Annotated in this window: 13 protein-coding genes; 11 read left to right on the top strand and 2 right to left on the bottom strand. The window is 63.9% G+C overall.

All coding sequences use genetic code 11. The features are described from left to right. Positions 1-25: 25 nt before the first annotated feature. From IVB05_RS42165 to IVB05_RS42145, 5 genes are all read left to right on the top strand, one after another. Entirely contained in the window at positions 26-901 is an 876-nt protein-coding gene (locus IVB05_RS42165) for a MurR/RpiR family transcriptional regulator (protein WP_247782070.1), read from the top strand. 5 nt (positions 902-906) lie between these two features. Next, entirely contained in the window at positions 907-2256 is a 1350-nt protein-coding gene (locus tag IVB05_RS42160) for an aspartate aminotransferase family protein (RefSeq protein ID WP_247782069.1), read from the top strand. A gap of 13 nt (positions 2257-2269) precedes the next feature. Further along, a complete protein-coding gene (locus tag IVB05_RS42155) occupies positions 2270-3283 on the top strand; it encodes an amino acid ABC transporter substrate-binding protein (RefSeq protein ID WP_247782068.1) in 1014 nt (337 codons plus the stop codon). A 59-nt stretch (positions 3284-3342) separates the two neighbouring features. Then, on the top strand, positions 3343-3984 hold the full coding sequence (locus IVB05_RS42150) for an arylsulfatase (RefSeq protein ID WP_247782067.1): 642 nt from the start codon (positions 3343-3345) through the stop codon (positions 3982-3984). Positions 3985-4150: 166 nt separating this feature from the next. Continuing rightward, on the top strand, positions 4151-5272 hold the full coding sequence (locus tag IVB05_RS42145) for a serine hydrolase domain-containing protein (RefSeq protein WP_346771814.1): 1122 nt from the start codon (positions 4151-4153) through the stop codon (positions 5270-5272). A gap of 24 nt (positions 5273-5296) precedes the next feature. On the opposite strand, the gene IVB05_RS42140 is transcribed toward IVB05_RS42145, so the two are convergent. Beyond that, positions 5297-5602 carry a hypothetical protein gene (locus IVB05_RS42140; protein ID WP_247782065.1) on the bottom strand — a complete coding sequence of 102 codons (306 nt, stop codon included), beginning with the start codon at positions 5600-5602 and terminating at the stop codon, positions 5297-5299. Positions 5603-5815: 213 nt separating this feature from the next. On the opposite strand from IVB05_RS42140, the gene IVB05_RS42135 reads away from it, so the two are divergent. Then, positions 5816-7513 carry a methyl-accepting chemotaxis protein gene (locus tag IVB05_RS42135; protein ID WP_247782064.1) on the top strand — a complete coding sequence of 566 codons (1698 nt, stop codon included), beginning with the start codon at positions 5816-5818 and terminating at the stop codon, positions 7511-7513. 88 nt (positions 7514-7601) lie between these two features. Here IVB05_RS42135 and IVB05_RS42130 read toward each other — a convergent pair whose 3' ends face one another. Next, positions 7602-8702, bottom strand: coding sequence for a transporter (locus IVB05_RS42130; protein ID WP_247782063.1), 1101 nt, complete (start codon positions 8700-8702; stop codon positions 7602-7604). 129 nt (positions 8703-8831) lie between these two features. Here IVB05_RS42130 and IVB05_RS42125 point away from each other — a divergent pair, with 129 nt between their 5' ends. The 5 genes from IVB05_RS42125 to IVB05_RS42105 all read left to right on the top strand — a co-directional run bounded on the left by IVB05_RS42125 (position 8832) and on the right by IVB05_RS42105 (position 16312). Then, entirely contained in the window at positions 8832-9035 is a 204-nt protein-coding gene (locus IVB05_RS42125) for a hypothetical protein (protein WP_247782062.1), read from the top strand. 61 nt (positions 9036-9096) lie between these two features. Further along, positions 9097-9612, top strand: a complete 516-nt coding sequence (locus IVB05_RS42120; protein ID WP_247782061.1) for a copper chaperone PCu(A)C — start codon at positions 9097-9099, stop codon at positions 9610-9612. Between the two features lie 586 nt (positions 9613-10198). Beyond that, the gene (locus tag IVB05_RS42115) at positions 10199-10420 is read left to right on the top strand and encodes a hypothetical protein (RefSeq protein WP_247782060.1); all 222 of its coding nucleotides are present in this window, start codon (positions 10199-10201) and stop codon (positions 10418-10420) included. 540 nt (positions 10421-10960) lie between these two features. Next, positions 10961-15793, top strand: coding sequence for an NAD-glutamate dehydrogenase (locus IVB05_RS42110; RefSeq protein ID WP_247782059.1), 4833 nt, complete (start codon positions 10961-10963; stop codon positions 15791-15793). 177 nt (positions 15794-15970) lie between these two features. Further along, the gene (locus IVB05_RS42105) at positions 15971-16312 is read left to right on the top strand and encodes a hypothetical protein (RefSeq protein WP_247782058.1); all 342 of its coding nucleotides are present in this window, start codon (positions 15971-15973) and stop codon (positions 16310-16312) included. Positions 16313-16406: the final 94 nt, after the last annotated feature.

Here is a 16406-nt window from a genome sequence, read left to right as displayed (position 1 = left end):
AGGCATTTTATGCAACATATGTTTCATGGCGCAGCCGCAACCGAAATCCTCGCCGCTCAACGAATTGTGCAGCGCGTTGCCGTCGCTTCCTGCGCGGCTGCAGCAGGTCGGGCGCTTCGTCGCGGCCAATGATTACGACGCCACCACACGCTCGATGCGCGATCTGGCCGCCGAGGCCGGCGCCGATCCCGCCGCCTTCACGCGCCTGGCAAAAGCGCTGGGTTATTCCGGATGGGACGAATTGCGCGCCGCGCTCACCGAGGCGCGCCGGCCGGTGCAAGCCCAGCCCTTCTCGGCCCGCACCCGGGGTGGCCGCAAGGGTCCCCACGCCGACATCTCGCTGGTCGCCGACAAGCTGGAAGCGGAGGCGGCAGGCCTTGCGCGCATTTCCACGAGTTCCGTGGCCGAAGCAGCCAAGGCGTTGCATGCAGCACGGCGAATCTGGATCGCCGGCTTTCGCAGCTGCCGCAGCGTGGCCGAACTGCTCAATTATCAGCTCCGGCTGTTTCGGTCTGACGAGGTGCAACTGGTCGGCGGCTCCGGTCCGGAAGATCTCGACCTCGGTGCCTTCCAGAGCGGCGATGCCGTCGTCGTCATCGGCTTTGCGCCCTATTCCAGGGCCAGCGTGCTGTCGGCGCGCGCGGCGCATGATTCCGGCGCCACGCTGGTCGCAATTGCCGACGCGATCACCGCGCCGATGGCGGAGGGCGCCGATCATTTGCTGCTCTATGAAGCCGCCGCATCGCCTGGATTCTTCCCGAGCCTGACCGGCGCCATTGCGATTGCGCAGTCGCTGGCCGCGGTCACCTTCGTGCTGGGCGGCGCCAAGGCAAGGCGCCGCCTTGAGGAGACCGAAGGCCGGCTGGCCGCGATGTCGCAATATGTCGCCGAGGAGGCTTGACCGTCATGGGCGTCAGCAAGAGCCGGGTGCTGCATCGAAGCCTGCGTGAAAGCCCGCCCAAGGCGATCGGCGGCGAGGGCGTCTGGCTGATTGCCGAGGACGGAAGGCGCATTCTGGATGCGTCCGGCGGCGCCGCCGTCTCCTGTCTCGGCCACCAGCATCCGCGCGTGCTCGAGGCAATGACGCGGCAGGCCTCGAAGCTCGCTTATGCCCACACCAGCTTCTTTTCGTCGGAGCCCGCCGAAGCGCTGGCCGACAATCTCGTGGGCCATGAGCCTGGCGGACTGGGCTACGCCTATTTCGTCAGCGGTGGCTCTGAAGCGATCGAAGCCAGTATCAAGCTGGCGCGGCAGTATTTTATCGAGATCGGTCAGCCGCAGCGCCAGCGCTTCATCGCGCGCCGCCAGAGCTATCACGGCAATACGCTGGGTGCGCTGGCTGCCGGCGGCAATGCCTGGCGCCGCGAGCCCTATGCGCCGCTGTTGTCGTCAGCCTTCAGCCACGTGACCCCGGCCTTGGCCTATCACGAAAAACGTGACAGCGAATCCGAGGCGGATTTTGTCGCCCGGCTGGCGGCCGAACTCGAGGCGGAATTCCAGCGTCTTGGCCCGCAGAATGTGGCGGCGTTCATCGCCGAGCCTGTTGTGGGCGCGACCGCCGGCTGTGTACCGGCGCCGGAGGGATATTTCCGTGCCGTTCGCGAGATCTGCGATCGGCACGGCGCGCTCGTCCTCCTCGACGAAGTGATGTGCGGCATGGGTCGCACCGGCACGCGCCACGCCTGGGAGCAGGAAGGCATCGCGCCCGACATCCAGGCGATCGCCAAGGGACTGGGCGGCGGCTATCAGCCGATCGGCGCCATGCTTGCGAGCGCGCGCATCGTCGATGTGATCCGCGATGGTTCGGGCGCGTTCCTGCACGGCCATACCTATATGGCTCACCCGCTGGCCTGCGCCGCGGCGCTCGAGGTGCAGCGGGTGATCGATGACGAGCAATTGCTCGACAGGGTCAAGGCGCTCGGCGCTCAACTCGAGCGGCGGCTGATCGAGCGTTTTGGTAATCACCGGCATGTCGGCGATATCAGAGGGCGCGGCCTGTTCCAGGCCATCGAGCTCGTCGCCGATCGCGCCACCCGCGCGCCGTTCGATCCCGCGCTGAAATTGAACCAGCGCATCAAGGCGATCGCGTTCGAAGGCGGGCTCGGCTGCTATCCCGCGGGCGGATGCATGGACGGTCGCCGCGGCGATCATGTCCTGCTCGCGCCGCCCTATATCGCGACATCTGATGATATCGACGTGATCGTCGACCGCCTGGGCCAGGCGATGGACAGCGCCTTGAAGAGTGTGGGTCATTAGCAGGAGGAGCAGTATGAAGAGGATCGTCATCGCTACAGGCTTGCTCGCCGCGTCGTGCCTGACGGCGCAGGCCGGAACGCTTGATACGGTCAAGCAGCGCGGCATGCTGGTCTGCGGCGTCAGCACCGGTTTTGCCGGCTTCTCGACACCGGACTCGCAAGGCAACTACAAGGGGCTCGACGTCGACTATTGCCGCGCTTTGGCGGCCGGCGTGCTCGGCGACGCCAAAAAAGTGCGATACGTCGCACTCACGGCGCAGAACCGCTTCACGGCCCTGCAATCGGGCGAGATCGACGTGCTCTATCGCAATTCGACCCAGACCTATCTGCGCGGTGTGACGCTCGGGCTGCGGCAGGGCCCGGTCAATTTCTACGACGGCCAGGGGTTCGTCGTGCGTGCCGATGCCGGCGTCAAGGATCTCAAGGGCCTGAACGGCGCCACCGTCTGCGTCGCGCAGGGCACGACCCACGAGGTCACGCTCGGCGATTACGGCCGCGCCAACGGGATCGAATGGAAACCGCTGGTGTTCGACCGCACCGACACCATGTACCAGACCTTTTTCGGCGGGCGCTGCGATGCGATGACCCAGGATGCATCGGCGCTGGCGGGCGCCGTCACCACGGCGGCCTCGAACCCTGCCGACTATGTCGTCCTGCCACAGACCATCAGCAAGGAGCCGCTCGGGCCGTTCACCCGCAACGGCGACGAGGTGTGGACCGACATCATCGCCTGGCTGCATTACGGCCTGATCGAAGCGGAAGAGCTCGGCGTCACCGCTGCCAATGCCGACGAGATGGCGAAGTCCAGCAGCGTTCCGGCCATCCAGCGGTTGCTCGGCGCGTCAGGCGATCTCGGATCGCGGTTCGGTCTCGACAACAAGTGGATGCTGCAGGCGATCAAGGCGGGCGGCAATTACGGCGAGATCTTTGAGCGCAATGTCGGCAAGTCGAGCCCGCTGAAGCTCGATCGCGGCCTGAACGCGGCCTGGGCCAAGGGCGGCCTGATGTACGCCCTGCCGTTCAAGTAAAAATCACGCTGCGGCGCGCGCCAGTTGACACGAGCCGCGCCGCAGCCAGACTGATCCGCATGCGCATTACTCTCATCCACGCCCTGAAACATTCGATTGTGCCGATCGAGGCCTCCTTCGCAAAACTTTGGCCGGAGGCTCGCCTGATGAACCTGCTCGATGACAGCCTGTCGGCCGATCTGGCGCGCGACGGCGGGCTCACCGACGCGATGACCGAGCGTTTCCTCCGGCTCGGGCGCTACGCCGCCGGCACCGGGTCGGACGCGATCCTGTTCACCTGTTCGGCGTTCGGCCCCTGCATCGAAGCGGTCGCGCGTGCGCACGCGCCGATGCCGGTGCTCAAGCCCAATGAGGCGATGATCGAGCAGGCGGTCGCGCGGGGCCGCCGAATTGGGCTGCTGTCGACGTTTCCGCCGACGCTGGCTTCGATGCCGCCGGAGTTTCCGCCGTCGATCGAACTGGTGCCGAAACTGGCGGAAGGCGCCATGGCCGCGCTCGATCGCGGGGACCGCGCGACGCATGATCGTTTGGTCGTCGAAGCTTCAAAAGATTTGCGCGATTGCGACCTGATCGCGCTGGCGCAATACAGCATGGCGCCTGCGGCAGAACGGGTCGCCGAGGTAACCGGGCGGCCAGTGCTGACAACACCCGACAGCGCGGTGCTGAAATTGAAGGGAATGCTTTCCGCCGGCCGGCCTTAGGTTCCAGGGCGTTGAGGGGAGCGCGATGATAGTGCGGTTCAGTCGGCGCGATACGTTGTTGCGAACGGCAGCCGTCGCGGCGGCAGGCCTGATCCCCGGTGCAGCCATTCCTGGCCTTGCAGCTCCGCTCCGCACCTCGTCCCGTAGCGGCGAAATCGACGCCAATTTGCAGGCCCGGGTCGATGCGGCAGACGTGCCAGGCGTTGTCGCTATGGCCGCAACGGAGCAGTCGGTGATCTACCAGGGCGCATTTGGCGCGAGAAGCATGGGCGCGGCTGCCAGGATGTCGGCCGACACGATCTTCAGTATCGCGTCAATGACCAAATTGCTGACATCCGTCGCAGCCCTGCAGCTCGTCGAACGGGACAAACTCAAACTGGACGAACCAGCGGCAAGAATTGACCCGACGCTCGGGTCGCCTCAAGTTCTCGATGGTTTCGATGTGCACGGGGTCCCGCAACTGCGTGCCGCGGGAAAGCCCATCACGCTACGCCATCTGTTGACGCACACATCCGGGCTTAGCTATCAGCTTTGGGACACGAATGTCGTTCGCTACGGCAAGGCGTCTCACAACGATCCAGCGCTGCCGCGTACGCCGCTGATATCAGATCCGGGTACCAGGTGGGCCTATGGCGCCAGTCTCGACCGGGTCGGCCGGCTCGTTGAAATCATCAGCGGGAAAAGTCTGGATCGCTATTTCCGCGATCACATCCTGGGTCCGCTCGGGATGAACGACACCGCCTTCTCGCTTACAGAGAAGCAGCGCGCACGTCAGGCAAGTCTGCATTTGCGCAAGGCGGATGGGACGCTTGCGCCGCAGCCCTTGGTGAGACGAACCGAGCCGAAAGTGATTTCTGGTGGCGGCGGCATCTATTCCACAGCGCCCGATTATCTGACTTTGCTCCGCGCGCTTTTGAATGGCGGGACACTTGCCGGGAAGAGCATCCTGCGGCCGCCGACGGTCGCGCTTATGTCCACCAATCAGATCGGCAACCTCGACGCGGGAATTCTCAAGACAACAAATCCAGCGTTGTCCGACAACGTCGATTTTTTCCCGGGAGTCCGGCTGCGGTGGGGGCTCGGCGATATGATCAATCTCGATCCTGTGCCTGATGGCCGGAGCGCAGGAAGCCTGACATGGGCCGGGCTTTACAACACCTACTATTGGATCGACCCTGCGTCGCGTATCGCGGGCGTGATCATGATGCAAATATTGCCGTTCGCCGACCAGCGCGCGCTTAACGTCTATCGTCTATTCGAGCGCGGCATTTACCGTGCCCATAGATAGGGCAGCCTGAGCTCGGGCGCCGCTTCAATCGTCCTTCTTCTTGGCAGGCTTTTTCGCAGCCGCCGCGGCTTCCTCGGCGGCGTTCCTGATCGCCCGGGCGTAGCTATCGGCGGTGTTTTCCGCCGAATTCTGCAGCCGCTTGGCCGCCGCCGCGCCGAGCAGCATCGTGCTCTTGGCGATCAGCCGGAATTGATCCCGGGTCTCCTTGTCCTTGGCCTTGGCCGCGCGGGCCATGATCTGGTCGCGCCGTTTCTTGACGGCGGCCATCAGGCTCTTGTTCTGCGTTTTTGCGATTTGCCGGATAACGAGGTCGAGATCGGCTTCAGCCATTGTGGTCACTCTTACCGCGGCAAGCCGTCCGCACGGTGCGGCGATCATTGGCGCGTCATGTTGGAAGGATAGGCGCACCATTGTGTCGCCGCAGCGCTGTCATTTCAAGCGCCGATTCTCGCGATCGGACGTCGCGGGTCATCTGCGCAACCCGATAACAATCGGTTAACGTTGTGTTGGTACGAATCTTCAACCAACAGGAAAGCCAGCGGCATGCGTAACCTCACCGTCTACCAGCGTTTTGCGATGATCATTGCGGCGCTGACGATGGTGCTGTTAGCCGTCTCCGCCTTGCAGATACTGGTGCTGCGCGACGCGGTCCTGGACCAGCGGCGCACCACGGTCCGCAATCTTGTCGAGGCCGCGACCAAGGTTCTTGCCCACTACGAGGGTGAGGCCAAGGCCGGCAGGGTCGAGCCGGACAAGGCGCGCCAGATGGCCTTCGGCGCGATCAGTTCGATGCGCTGGGGCGAATATTCGGACTATATCGGCGTCTACGGCACGGGTAGCGCCGACGCCGGCGTCACCTACGTGCATGCCAATCCCAAATACATCAACGTCAACCGCTGGGAGTTCAAGGACAAGAGCGGCAAGCTCTTGATCCAGGATATCGTGCGGACGGCGCGCGCCGGCGGCGGCTTTGTCGAATATCTCTCGCCCCGCTCCGCCGGTGGCGCCGAACTCCGCAAGGTTTCCTATGTCGGGTCGTTTGGCGCGGGCGACAAGCTTCTGGCGCTTCAGGCCGGCGCCTATGTCGACGATATCGACGCGGTGGTTTTCCGCCGGATGATCTGGGCCGGGATCGCCGGCTTGGCGGGGCTGGCATTCGCGGCATTCGCGGCGTTCTGGCTTGGCCGCGGCCTGGTCGGTCCGCTCAACAGAACCTGCTCGGCCATGGACGAACTGGCCAAGGGCAATCTCGCGGTCGACGTTCCGTTCGTCGACCAGACCAACGAGGTCGGCCGGATTGCGCGAAGCCTGCAGGTTTTCAAGGATCATCTGGTTGAGACGACACGGCTCCGCACCGAGCAGGAAGCGATGAAGGCGCGTTCCGCCGAGGAGCGGCGGACGGATCTGTCCCGTATCGCCGACGAATTCGAGCGTAGCATCGGCGGGGTGATCCGGGGTACCGCCACCGCGGCCGACGAGCTGCAGGATTCGGCTTCGTCGATGTCCACGATCGCGGTGGGGACGACGGGTCAGAGCGCCAAGGTCGCGGCCGCCGCCGAGCAGACCGCATCGAACGTTCAGACCGTTGCGGCTTCGGCGGAGGAGCTGTCGTCCTCGATCCAGGAGATCGCGCGGCAGGTCACCCAGTCGTCGTCAATTGCCCAGAACGCGGTCGGGCAGGCCAACCGGACCGAGGCCATGGTCGGACGCCTGGTCGAGGCCTCTCAAAAGATCGGCGAGGTTATGGCGCTGATCCAGACTATCGCGGGACAGACCAACCTTTTGGCCTTGAACGCCACCATCGAGGCCGCCCGGGCCGGCGACGCCGGCAGGGGTTTTGCCGTCGTGGCCAACGAGGTCAAGGCGCTGTCGTCGCAAACCGCCAAGGCCACCGAAGAAATCACCAGCCAGATCCAGGCCATCCGCGACGCGACCGGCTCGACCGTCGAGGCCATCCGCGAAATCGGCACCACGATCGGGCAGATGAACGAAATCACCGGCTCCATTGCGGCCGCGGTCGAAGAGCAGGGCGCTGCGACCAACGAGATTGCCCGCAGCGTGCAGCAGGCGGCACAGGGCGCCCAGGAGGTGATGCAGAACATCACGGGCGTGCGAGAAGCGTCGAGCAAGGTCGACGCCGCCGCGACCCTTGTCTTGAACGCAGCAGCCCAGCTCACCTCGCAATCCGAGCAGCTCGAGACCGAAACCGGCAAATTCCTCGGCAACATCCGCGCCGCGTGACGTCCGCTGCGACCTTTCGGCCGGGGGTGGAGCGACCAAGCTCCGCTGGCGACCCGGATGTCTCGCCGGGGGCCGCCGACTTCCGCGCTTAATTCAGCCGCGCGCCGATCCCCGTGAGGATGCGATAATCGGGCTTGGACTGAACGCCGTTGTGCTGGTTGATGACCGGCACGCCGACGGAGACGAAGCCCGAGAAGCGATCGAAGCCCACGCGCACGCCGGGTGAGAGATAGACCGTGGTGCCGCCCGAGTTGGGGTCCGGGATGCCGGCGATCCGCTGCTTGTCGTGCCACTCGCCGTTGAGCTCGAGAACGAGGTCGAGCGTATAGGGCGTCTTCTTCATGTCGCTGTGGTCGTGATTGGCGTGATAGAGGCAATGCTCCTGCAACTGGTTGCGGGGCTGCATGCAGTATTCATGCAGCTCCACCTCTTTCGCCGAGCCGGTGGCGCCGACCAGGCGATATGACACGGCGGTGCCGAACAGGAAGCGGTCGCCGAGATTGGTGTTCTGCGTGCCGTTGCTGATCAGATAATAAAGGCCGCTGACGTCGAACGACCAGCGGCCCGTGCGCTTGGTGAAGGCCGCGCCGAACAGGCCGTCCCACGAGCCCGAGCCCGGCTGAAATTCGGCCTGGAAAAGTTGCCCGGCGGCATCGCGTTGGCTGGTGCTGCCGGTCGGTGCCTTGAAGCCGAACAGCACGGCGGCCGACGTTCCGGTCTGCGCATTGTTGTGGAAGCGGTATTGCCCGAGCATCGTCACGTCGCCGAAGCCCGCCGAGTTGCCGCGCCTGTTGATGCCGTCGGGGCTCATCAGGCTGCTCATGTCGCTCGTATTCATCATGCCCATATGGCCGCCGCTCAGCATGTCTTCCGCGGGTTCGCTGATACCCGAGCGGCGGACGCCGCCGGCGCGAACGGCAACCGTGAAGTCGTTGGTGATGCCGTAGGCGGCTGAAATCGAGATGGCGTCGATCGAGCGGAGCGAATGCGCATGTGTGCCCTTAGCTGCGGCGGCGAGCAGGTCGGCGTCACCGAGCTGGCCCAGCCGGATGAATTCGTAGCGGACCGATGCGGCGATCAGTCCTTCGGAAAGCGTGTCGGCCGAGATGGTGTTGATGGGGCCGCCGCTACCGGTATTGCCGCCGCCGCCGGGATGATGCGCTTCTGCAGGAGCTGCGAGAAAAAACATGATGGATGAAAAGACGCCGGCAGCCGGCCTTATACGATACGCACACACATACGCCCCCTTTACTCACTGGCGGACGATTAGCCATTGCAATCGGGCGCGAGATTGACTGGATCGTGCGAGAAGCGCGGCTTGCTGGCGACGGGAGGGAAGCGGAAAAGCGAAGACATCATCGCGAGCGCGGCATCGGTGTGGCCGTCGCGTGTTGGGCAAATGGTGAAAGAGGTGCGGCCCGGCTGCCTGGTTGTGCGTCCGATTTTCTTCGCGTCGCGTCACGATGCGGTGGCCGCAATCACGTCCGGCAGTGGCCGCAATCACGGCGAGCACCGGCCGTAATCGCGTCTGATTGTTTCTCTACGCCTTAACCGTCCAGCGCGCGTATCGGAGTAGGACAATTATGACAACCATCGTCAGAGATATCTTTGTGTTTATCACTGCGGCCATTTTTGTCGCAGCCGCTGTGCTCATTACGACCGGGGCCGGCGCGCACGAGTTCAAGGTCGGCGCGATCGACATCGGTCACCCCTGGTCGCGCCCGACCCCGAAAGACGCCAACATCGCGGGCGGCTATCTCACCATCACCAACAAGGGAAAGACTGCGGATCGCCTGATCGGAGGCGCCTCACCCTCGGCAGGCCAGATCGAGGTGCACGAGGTGGTCGACGTGGACGGCATGTCGAAGACGCGCCCGCTCGCGAACGGCATCGAGATCAAGCCCGGCAAGACCGTGGAGCTCAAACCCGGCTCGTATCGTCTCCTGATGCTCGGCCTCAAGGAGTCATTCCAGCTCGGCCAGAAGGTGAAGGGTACGCTGGTGTTCGAGAAGGCCGGGCCCGTCGAGATCGTCTACAACGTCGAGGAAAATGCCGGAGCCGCCGTAAGCGGAGTCGCGCAGCAGCATAAGCACCATTAGGGCGGCCTTGCGTGCTCTGCCGGGGAAGGGCTCCCCGCCCTTGAGCATCGAATAGCTCTCGGCAGATCGCCGTGTGTTCGGCGTCAAGCGCCGGACGGACAGCGCCGGGCTATCGCGATCGGCGATGGCTGGTCTCGAACGCATCATTCTCCAGTCAGGATCCTGACCAGTGTCCAGCCCGAACCAGATGTCAGCCGTCACCGCGGCCGGCCTGCGACCACCACCGCAAACAAGACGAGTGACCTGGCCGTTCGCTGCCACGATGTTGTGCGCATCGCTTCTCGGGATCGGGTTGGCCTACTGTGTCCGTACCTTGTCGATCCCGGCATGGGGGCTTGATGGGGGCGGCGCGTCTCTCTTGCCGAAGGACGTCGTCTGTTCGAGCGACAATCCTTCGACCGCGCCGCAGACAATTCGCGCAGACGAGTGAAGCGGTGGGATTTCCGGACGCCGAGGGGCCACGCCGCGGCCGTCCGTTGCGCGTCAACCGTTCGGAAACCACGCGAATTCTCTTCCAGTCCCGCTAACTAATCGAAAATCGTTGTGCCGCAAATTCGTGCCCGGGAAAGAAAGGGGAGATCCGAACATGAACAGCCTGGCCATCATGGAAAACGTTCGCCGATACCGCACCATCGCGTCGTTGTACCGCCAAACCGCAGCCTTCCGGCCGCTTCATAGCGGCTCCCTCCTGGCGCAAGCCAGGGAATGGGAACATCGCGCGGTTGCGGAGCTGGAAGCCTACTATGAGGCTTTCTGTTACGCGGCGTCAGGCAATGCCCCGAGCCACTCCGCAAGCTGCGCAGCGTGAGCTGACGGCGGGCTGCCCGGAAAACGGGCGCGCCTCGAATTCATTAAGAATTGCGCCGGCGTCGGGCGAGATCAGCCGGCGATTTGCGTGCCGTCGCCGTCCCAGCGGGGCAACTTGATGGGTCAAGCTGCCGTCATCGATGGCGATACGATCGAAATCCACAGCAGCGCATTCGGCTTTGGGCCAATCCTGGATCAAGCAGCCTCGGCAAATTTTAAGAATACCCCAAAAACTCTGGTGGGCCATTCAGAACCAAGTTACGACCTCATACACAATTGAAATTGCTTGTGATTTTGTCTGACATCAATGGTTCGGCGGTCGTCAGCACCGACGTCGGCCTCACGCGCTGCCGGTAGGGCACCTCAGCACGCCTCACAACAGCGTGCGCCTTGATCGCTCTGGGATGGTAGTATTGTCGTCAGGAGTTGTCGAAGCTTTGAGACCGCGCATGCGCTCGATCGCGGTCGAGGCATTGGCGCGCGGAGAGATGCACTCCAGAATCAAGCTGACGATCGCGACTGCGGTCGGACGGCGCAGCAAATGGAGGACATTATGGCGTGGCGTGACGATAAAGCTCGGGCAACCTTGATCCGCGAAGCAGCGGGAAGCGTGCAGCCGGGCAAGGCTCCCCGGACCTTTGCCGAGCTTCTGTTCGGCCACACCAACGTCGAGGACCTCGCCAATTGTGATGCCGCGTCGCTGGCCTTCCTGGCGGAACAGGCCTGGGAACACGTGCAGCAGCGCACGGCCGGCAGCGCCGATATCCGCGTCGTCAATCCGATGATGCCGGACGGGCGCGAGATTTCCGTGCTCGAAGTTCTGAACGACAACATGCCCTTCCTGTTCGATTCCACCATGGCGGAGCTCGCCGAGCAGGGCATCGAAGTCACCCTCGTCGCTCACCCGATCATCGCCGGGGAGCGCGATGACCGGGGCAAGCTGCTGCGCTTCTACGGCGAAGCACTGCCGGAGGGAGCAAAGGGCACGCGCGAAAGCCTGATTCATCTCCACATCACCCGCCTGGACGCCGATGCCGATCGTCAGAAGCTGATCGACGGCCTCACCAGGACGTTGAACGACGTCCGCGCCTGCGTCACCGACTGGCGCGCCATGCGTGACCGCGTCGAGGAAGCGATCAAGACTTTCTCTTCCAGTCCGCCGCCGCTGCCGATCGACGAGGTCGCCGAAGCCAACCAGTTCCTGCAATGGCTCTGCGCGGACAATTTCACCTTCCTCGGCGTGCGCGAATATCGCTTCTCGCCCGACAGCGATGCGTCCGAAGACATTACAACCAGCGAAGGCCTCGGCATCTTGCGCGATCCCGACGTGAAGGTCCTGCGCCGCGGCAGCGAAATGGTGGTGATGACGCCGGAAATTCGCGAGTTCATGCGCGAGCCGACCCTGCTGATCGTTATCAAGGCCAATGTCTCCAGCCGCGTCCATCGCCGCATCCGGATGGATTATGTGGGCATCAAGCTCTATACGCCCGACGGCCGGCTCGAGGGCGAATTGCGCGTCGTCGGCCTGTTCACCTCGGGCGCCTATACCCGCTCGGTACGACAGATCCCTTATGTCCGCCACAAGATTTCGGGGGTGCTCCAGCGCGCGGGCTTCGACCCGAGCGGCCATTCGGGCAAAGCGCTCATGCATATTCTCGAAGAATATCCGCGTGACGAACTGTTCCAGATCGACGTCGACACTCTCAACAATTTCGTCATAGAGATCCTGATTCTCTACGAGCGCCCCCGCGTCCGGGCGCTGGCGCGGGTGGACAAGTTCGATCGCTTTGTCTCCATCCTCACCTTCATTCCGCGCGAGAAATACGACACTGACGTCCGCACACGCGTCGGTGCCTTCCTGGCGCAGGCCTACAAGGGGACCTTGGCCGCCTCCTACGTATCATTCCCTGAAGGGGCGCTTGCGCGCGTTCATTACATCATCGGGCGCTATGAAGGCAAAACTCCCGTCGTCGAGCGCGCCACGCTCGAAGCCGGGATCAGCGCCATTGCCGCGACCTGGGCCGACAGGCTGAAGGCCGCGCTCACCGCGTCGACCGATGGCATGCGGGCGCGCATGCTCACCAACCGATATGCCCAGGCATTTAGCGGCGGCTATACCGAGGTGTTCGGCGCGGAGCAGGCGATCACCGACATCGCCACGATCGAAAAGCTCACGCCAATGCGTCCCGTGGCGATTTCGGTTCACCGCGACGAAAGCGAGGGCGATCCCCGGCGTTTCGAACTGAAGGTGTTCTCGTACGGCGCCCCGCTGTCGCTATCCTATCGCGTGCCCGTGATCGAAAATCACGGCCTGCGCGTGGTCAACGAACGCACCTATCAGATCGCGCCCCGCGCCATGCCGGCGCCTCCGCCGGTCTGGCTCCACGACATGACGATCGAGACCAGCGACGGCCAGCCGATTGCGGTCAGCCCGGAATTCAACCATCGGCTGGAAGCCTCGATCATGGCGGTGGTCCGCGATCGCGCCGAATCCGATGGATATAACGCCCTGATCCTGCGCACCGCCCTGGGTTGGCGGGAAGTCTCGACTATCCGGGCGCTGTCGCGCTACCTGCACCAGATCCGCGCTCCGTTCACCCAGGACTATATGTGGGAGACCTTGCGCAAGAACGCCGCGACCACGGCCAGCCTCGTCGCGCTGTTCCAGACCCGCCTCGATCCACGCCTCACCTTGACGGATGCCGAGCGCTCGGCACGCGAGACGGCTCTGCTTGCCGAGGTCGAAGAGCAACTCAAATCCGTCGCCTCGCTCGATGAAGACCGCATCCTGCGCCGCTTCACCAATCTGGTGCAGGCAACCATCCGCACCAATCTGTGGCAGATTGGCGAGAATGGATATCCGCGTCCGGTGATCTCCTTCAAGTTCGACGCGCGCCGGATCGACGACCTGCCGGCTCCACGACCTTTCTACGAGATCTTTGTCTATTCACCTCGTGTCGAAGGTATTCACTTGCGCTTCGGCAAGGTTGCTCGCGGTGGCTTGCGCTGGTCCGACCGGCCGCAGGATTTCCGCACTGAGATCCTGGGCCTCGTGAAGGCGCAGCAGGTCAAGAACGCCGTGATCGTGCCGGTCGGCGCCAAGGGCGGCTTCGTTCCCAAGCGCCTGCCGCCGCCTTCCAATCGCGACGCTTGGCTCGCGGAAGGCACCGAAGCCTATCGCATCTTCGTTCGCACGCTGCTGGAACTCACCGACAATCTCGACGGCGACATCGTCGTGCCGCCGGATTCCACCGTGCGCCATGACGGCGACGACCCCTACCTCGTCGTCGCCGCCGACAAGGGCACCGCCACCTTCTCCGACGTCGCCAACGCGATCTCGGCCGAGAAGAACCATTGGCTCGGCGATGCCTTCGCTTCCGGCGGCAGCCAGGGCTACGACCACAAGAAGATGGGGATCACGGCGCGCGGCGCCTGGGAGGCGGTCAAGCGCCACTTCCGCGAGCTCGGCATCGACATTCAGACCATGCCGTTCACCGCGGTCGGCGTGGGCGACATGTCCGGCGACGTTTTCGGCAATGGCATGCTGCTCTCGCCGGCGACAAAGCTTGTGGCGGCTTTCGATCATCGCGACATCTTCATCGATCCCTCGCCTGATCCTTCGACCAGCTTCGCTGAGCGCAAGCGCCTGTTCGACCTGCCGCGATCGAGCTGGCAGGACTACAACAAATCGCTGATCTCGCAGGGCGGCGGCGTGTTCTCGCGCCAGCTCAAGGCGATCCCGCTCGCTCCGGAAGTGCGCACCCTGCTCGATCTCGACAAGCCGCAAGCCACGCCTTTCGAGGTGATGACGGCGATCCTGAAGGCGCGCGCGGACCTCTTGTGGTTCGGCGGTATCGGTACCTATGTCCGCTCCTCCGGGGAAAGCGACGATCAGGCCGGCGACCGCGCCAACGATACGATCCGCATCACGGGCGGCGACGTGCGCGCCCGGGTGATCGGCGAAGGTGCCAATCTCGGCGTCACCCAGCGCGGCCGCATTGAAGCGGCGCAGAAGGGCGTCAAGCTCAACACCGACGCCATCGACAATTCGGCCGGTGTGAACACGTCCGACGTCGAGGTCAATATCAAGATCGCGATGGCGCGCATCGAGCGCGAGGGACGCCTCAGCCCCGCCGACCGCAACAGCCTGCTTGCCGCGATGACCGACGAGGTCGGCGTGCTGGTGCTGCGCAACAACTATCTGCAGACGCTGGCGCTCTCGCTCGCCGAGCGCAAGGGCGTGGCCGAAACCGGCTTCCTCACCCGCCTGATGCAGTCGCTGGAGCAGCGCGGCTTGCTCAGTCGCGCAGTGGAGTTCCTGCCCGACGACGCAGCGCTCACCGAGCGCACACGGCGCGGCCAGTTCCTGACGCGGCCCGAGCTTGCCGTGTTGCTCGCCTACGCCAAGCTGACCCTCTACGATGACCTGCTCGCCACCAGCGTGCCCGATGATCCCTATCTTGCCCGCGAACTATCCCAGTATTTTCCGCGCGAGGTTCAGGACAAATTCCCGACAGCGGTCGAATTCCATCGCCTGCGGCGGGAGATCATCGCGACTGGCCTCGCCAATGCGGTGATCAACCGCGGCGGCCCGGCCTGTGTCGTGCGCCTGATCGACGAGACGGACGCCGATATCCCGACCATCGTCATGGCCTACGTGGCGGTCGATGAATGCTACGGACTGAAGTGGCTCAATGACGCGATCGATGCACTCGATACCTGCATCGACGGGCAGGTGCAGTTGTCCCTCTACGCTTCTGTGCAGGACCTCCTGCTCTCCCGCATGGTCTGGTACGTGCGCAATGTCGATTTCAAGGATGGGCTGGAGGCCGTCGTCGCGCGCTTCGGCCCGGCTATCCGCCAGATCGTCGCCGGGCTCGACACCACCCTGCCGCCGGACTTGCAGGCCGCACGCGCCAAGCGTTGGCAGGACCTGACCGATGCCGGTGTCCCGACCGGCCTCGCCGGCGAACTCGCCGATCTCGACACCCTGGCCTCGGCACCTGACATCGTGACGGTTGCCGAGCGCACCACCCGCCCCATCGGCGACGCCGCCGCGACCTTCTTCGCTGCCGAGGCGAATTTCCGTCTCGACCGCATCATCGCCGCCGCGCGCAGCGTGCCGGCAAACGATTATTTCGAACGTATGGCCATCGATCGCGCCGTCGAGCAGATCGGTGGCGCCGAAAGAAGACTGGCCGCGGATATGCTGGCAACCGGCCAGTCCGGCCAGCAGGCCGTCGAGACCTGGCTCGCGGCTCACCCCGAAGCGACGCGCATCCGCCGCTCGGTCGAGGAGATTGCTGCCAGTGGCCTGACGCTCGCCAAGCTGACTGTGGCGGCGAACCTGCTGGGGGACCTGGTCAAAGCCTGAGGGTGTGAGGCAGCGATGTGAAACGCTAGCGCCTTTTCGGTTCTGATAGAATCAGAACCGGGCTCTAGATTCTTGTTCTGACGCGTTTTCTTAACGCGAACCGGCGTCCACTTCGCTTGAAAACGCTATCAGGCGCCATGCTAGCGCAGATGGTCAGCCGGCGAACGGAGGAATCCAATGATCCACGCTACTTGCCATACCGCCGATAATGTCCGCTGCATCGAGTTCGATGCCACACCCTGGTTCAGCGCGGCTGACGCTCCAAGCATTATCGATTTGGCCCAGCGACAGTGGGCCAGCACGGCGGTTGCGGAATCCCTTGAGGGCCGACGAGGATACGAACGCTTGCACGAACTCGTTGAGTACGCGGCAGAGCGGCTTCAACCGGAATCCCTCGAGGACCCGACCTGGGAAACGTTCGAGTGCATCGTCGACGGTCCGGAGGCTCTGGCCTGGCTCGAGAAAAACCGACCTGACGTTGCGGCAAGAATCCCGAGCGGGAACCGATATCAGCGCTGAGGAATCCTGCTTCCACAAGGGCGCCGGGATAACCGGTAAATCTCGGACTGCCTGCGATTTGCACTACGCTTGCAAATAGCCTTCAGGTGGCCAC

Source organism: Bradyrhizobium sp. 170, assembly GCF_023101085.1.
Lineage (GTDB): Bacteria > Pseudomonadota > Alphaproteobacteria > Rhizobiales > Xanthobacteraceae > Bradyrhizobium.
The sequence above is the reverse complement of the archived record's forward strand: the minus strand, read 5'-3'. Positions and strand labels throughout refer to the sequence as shown.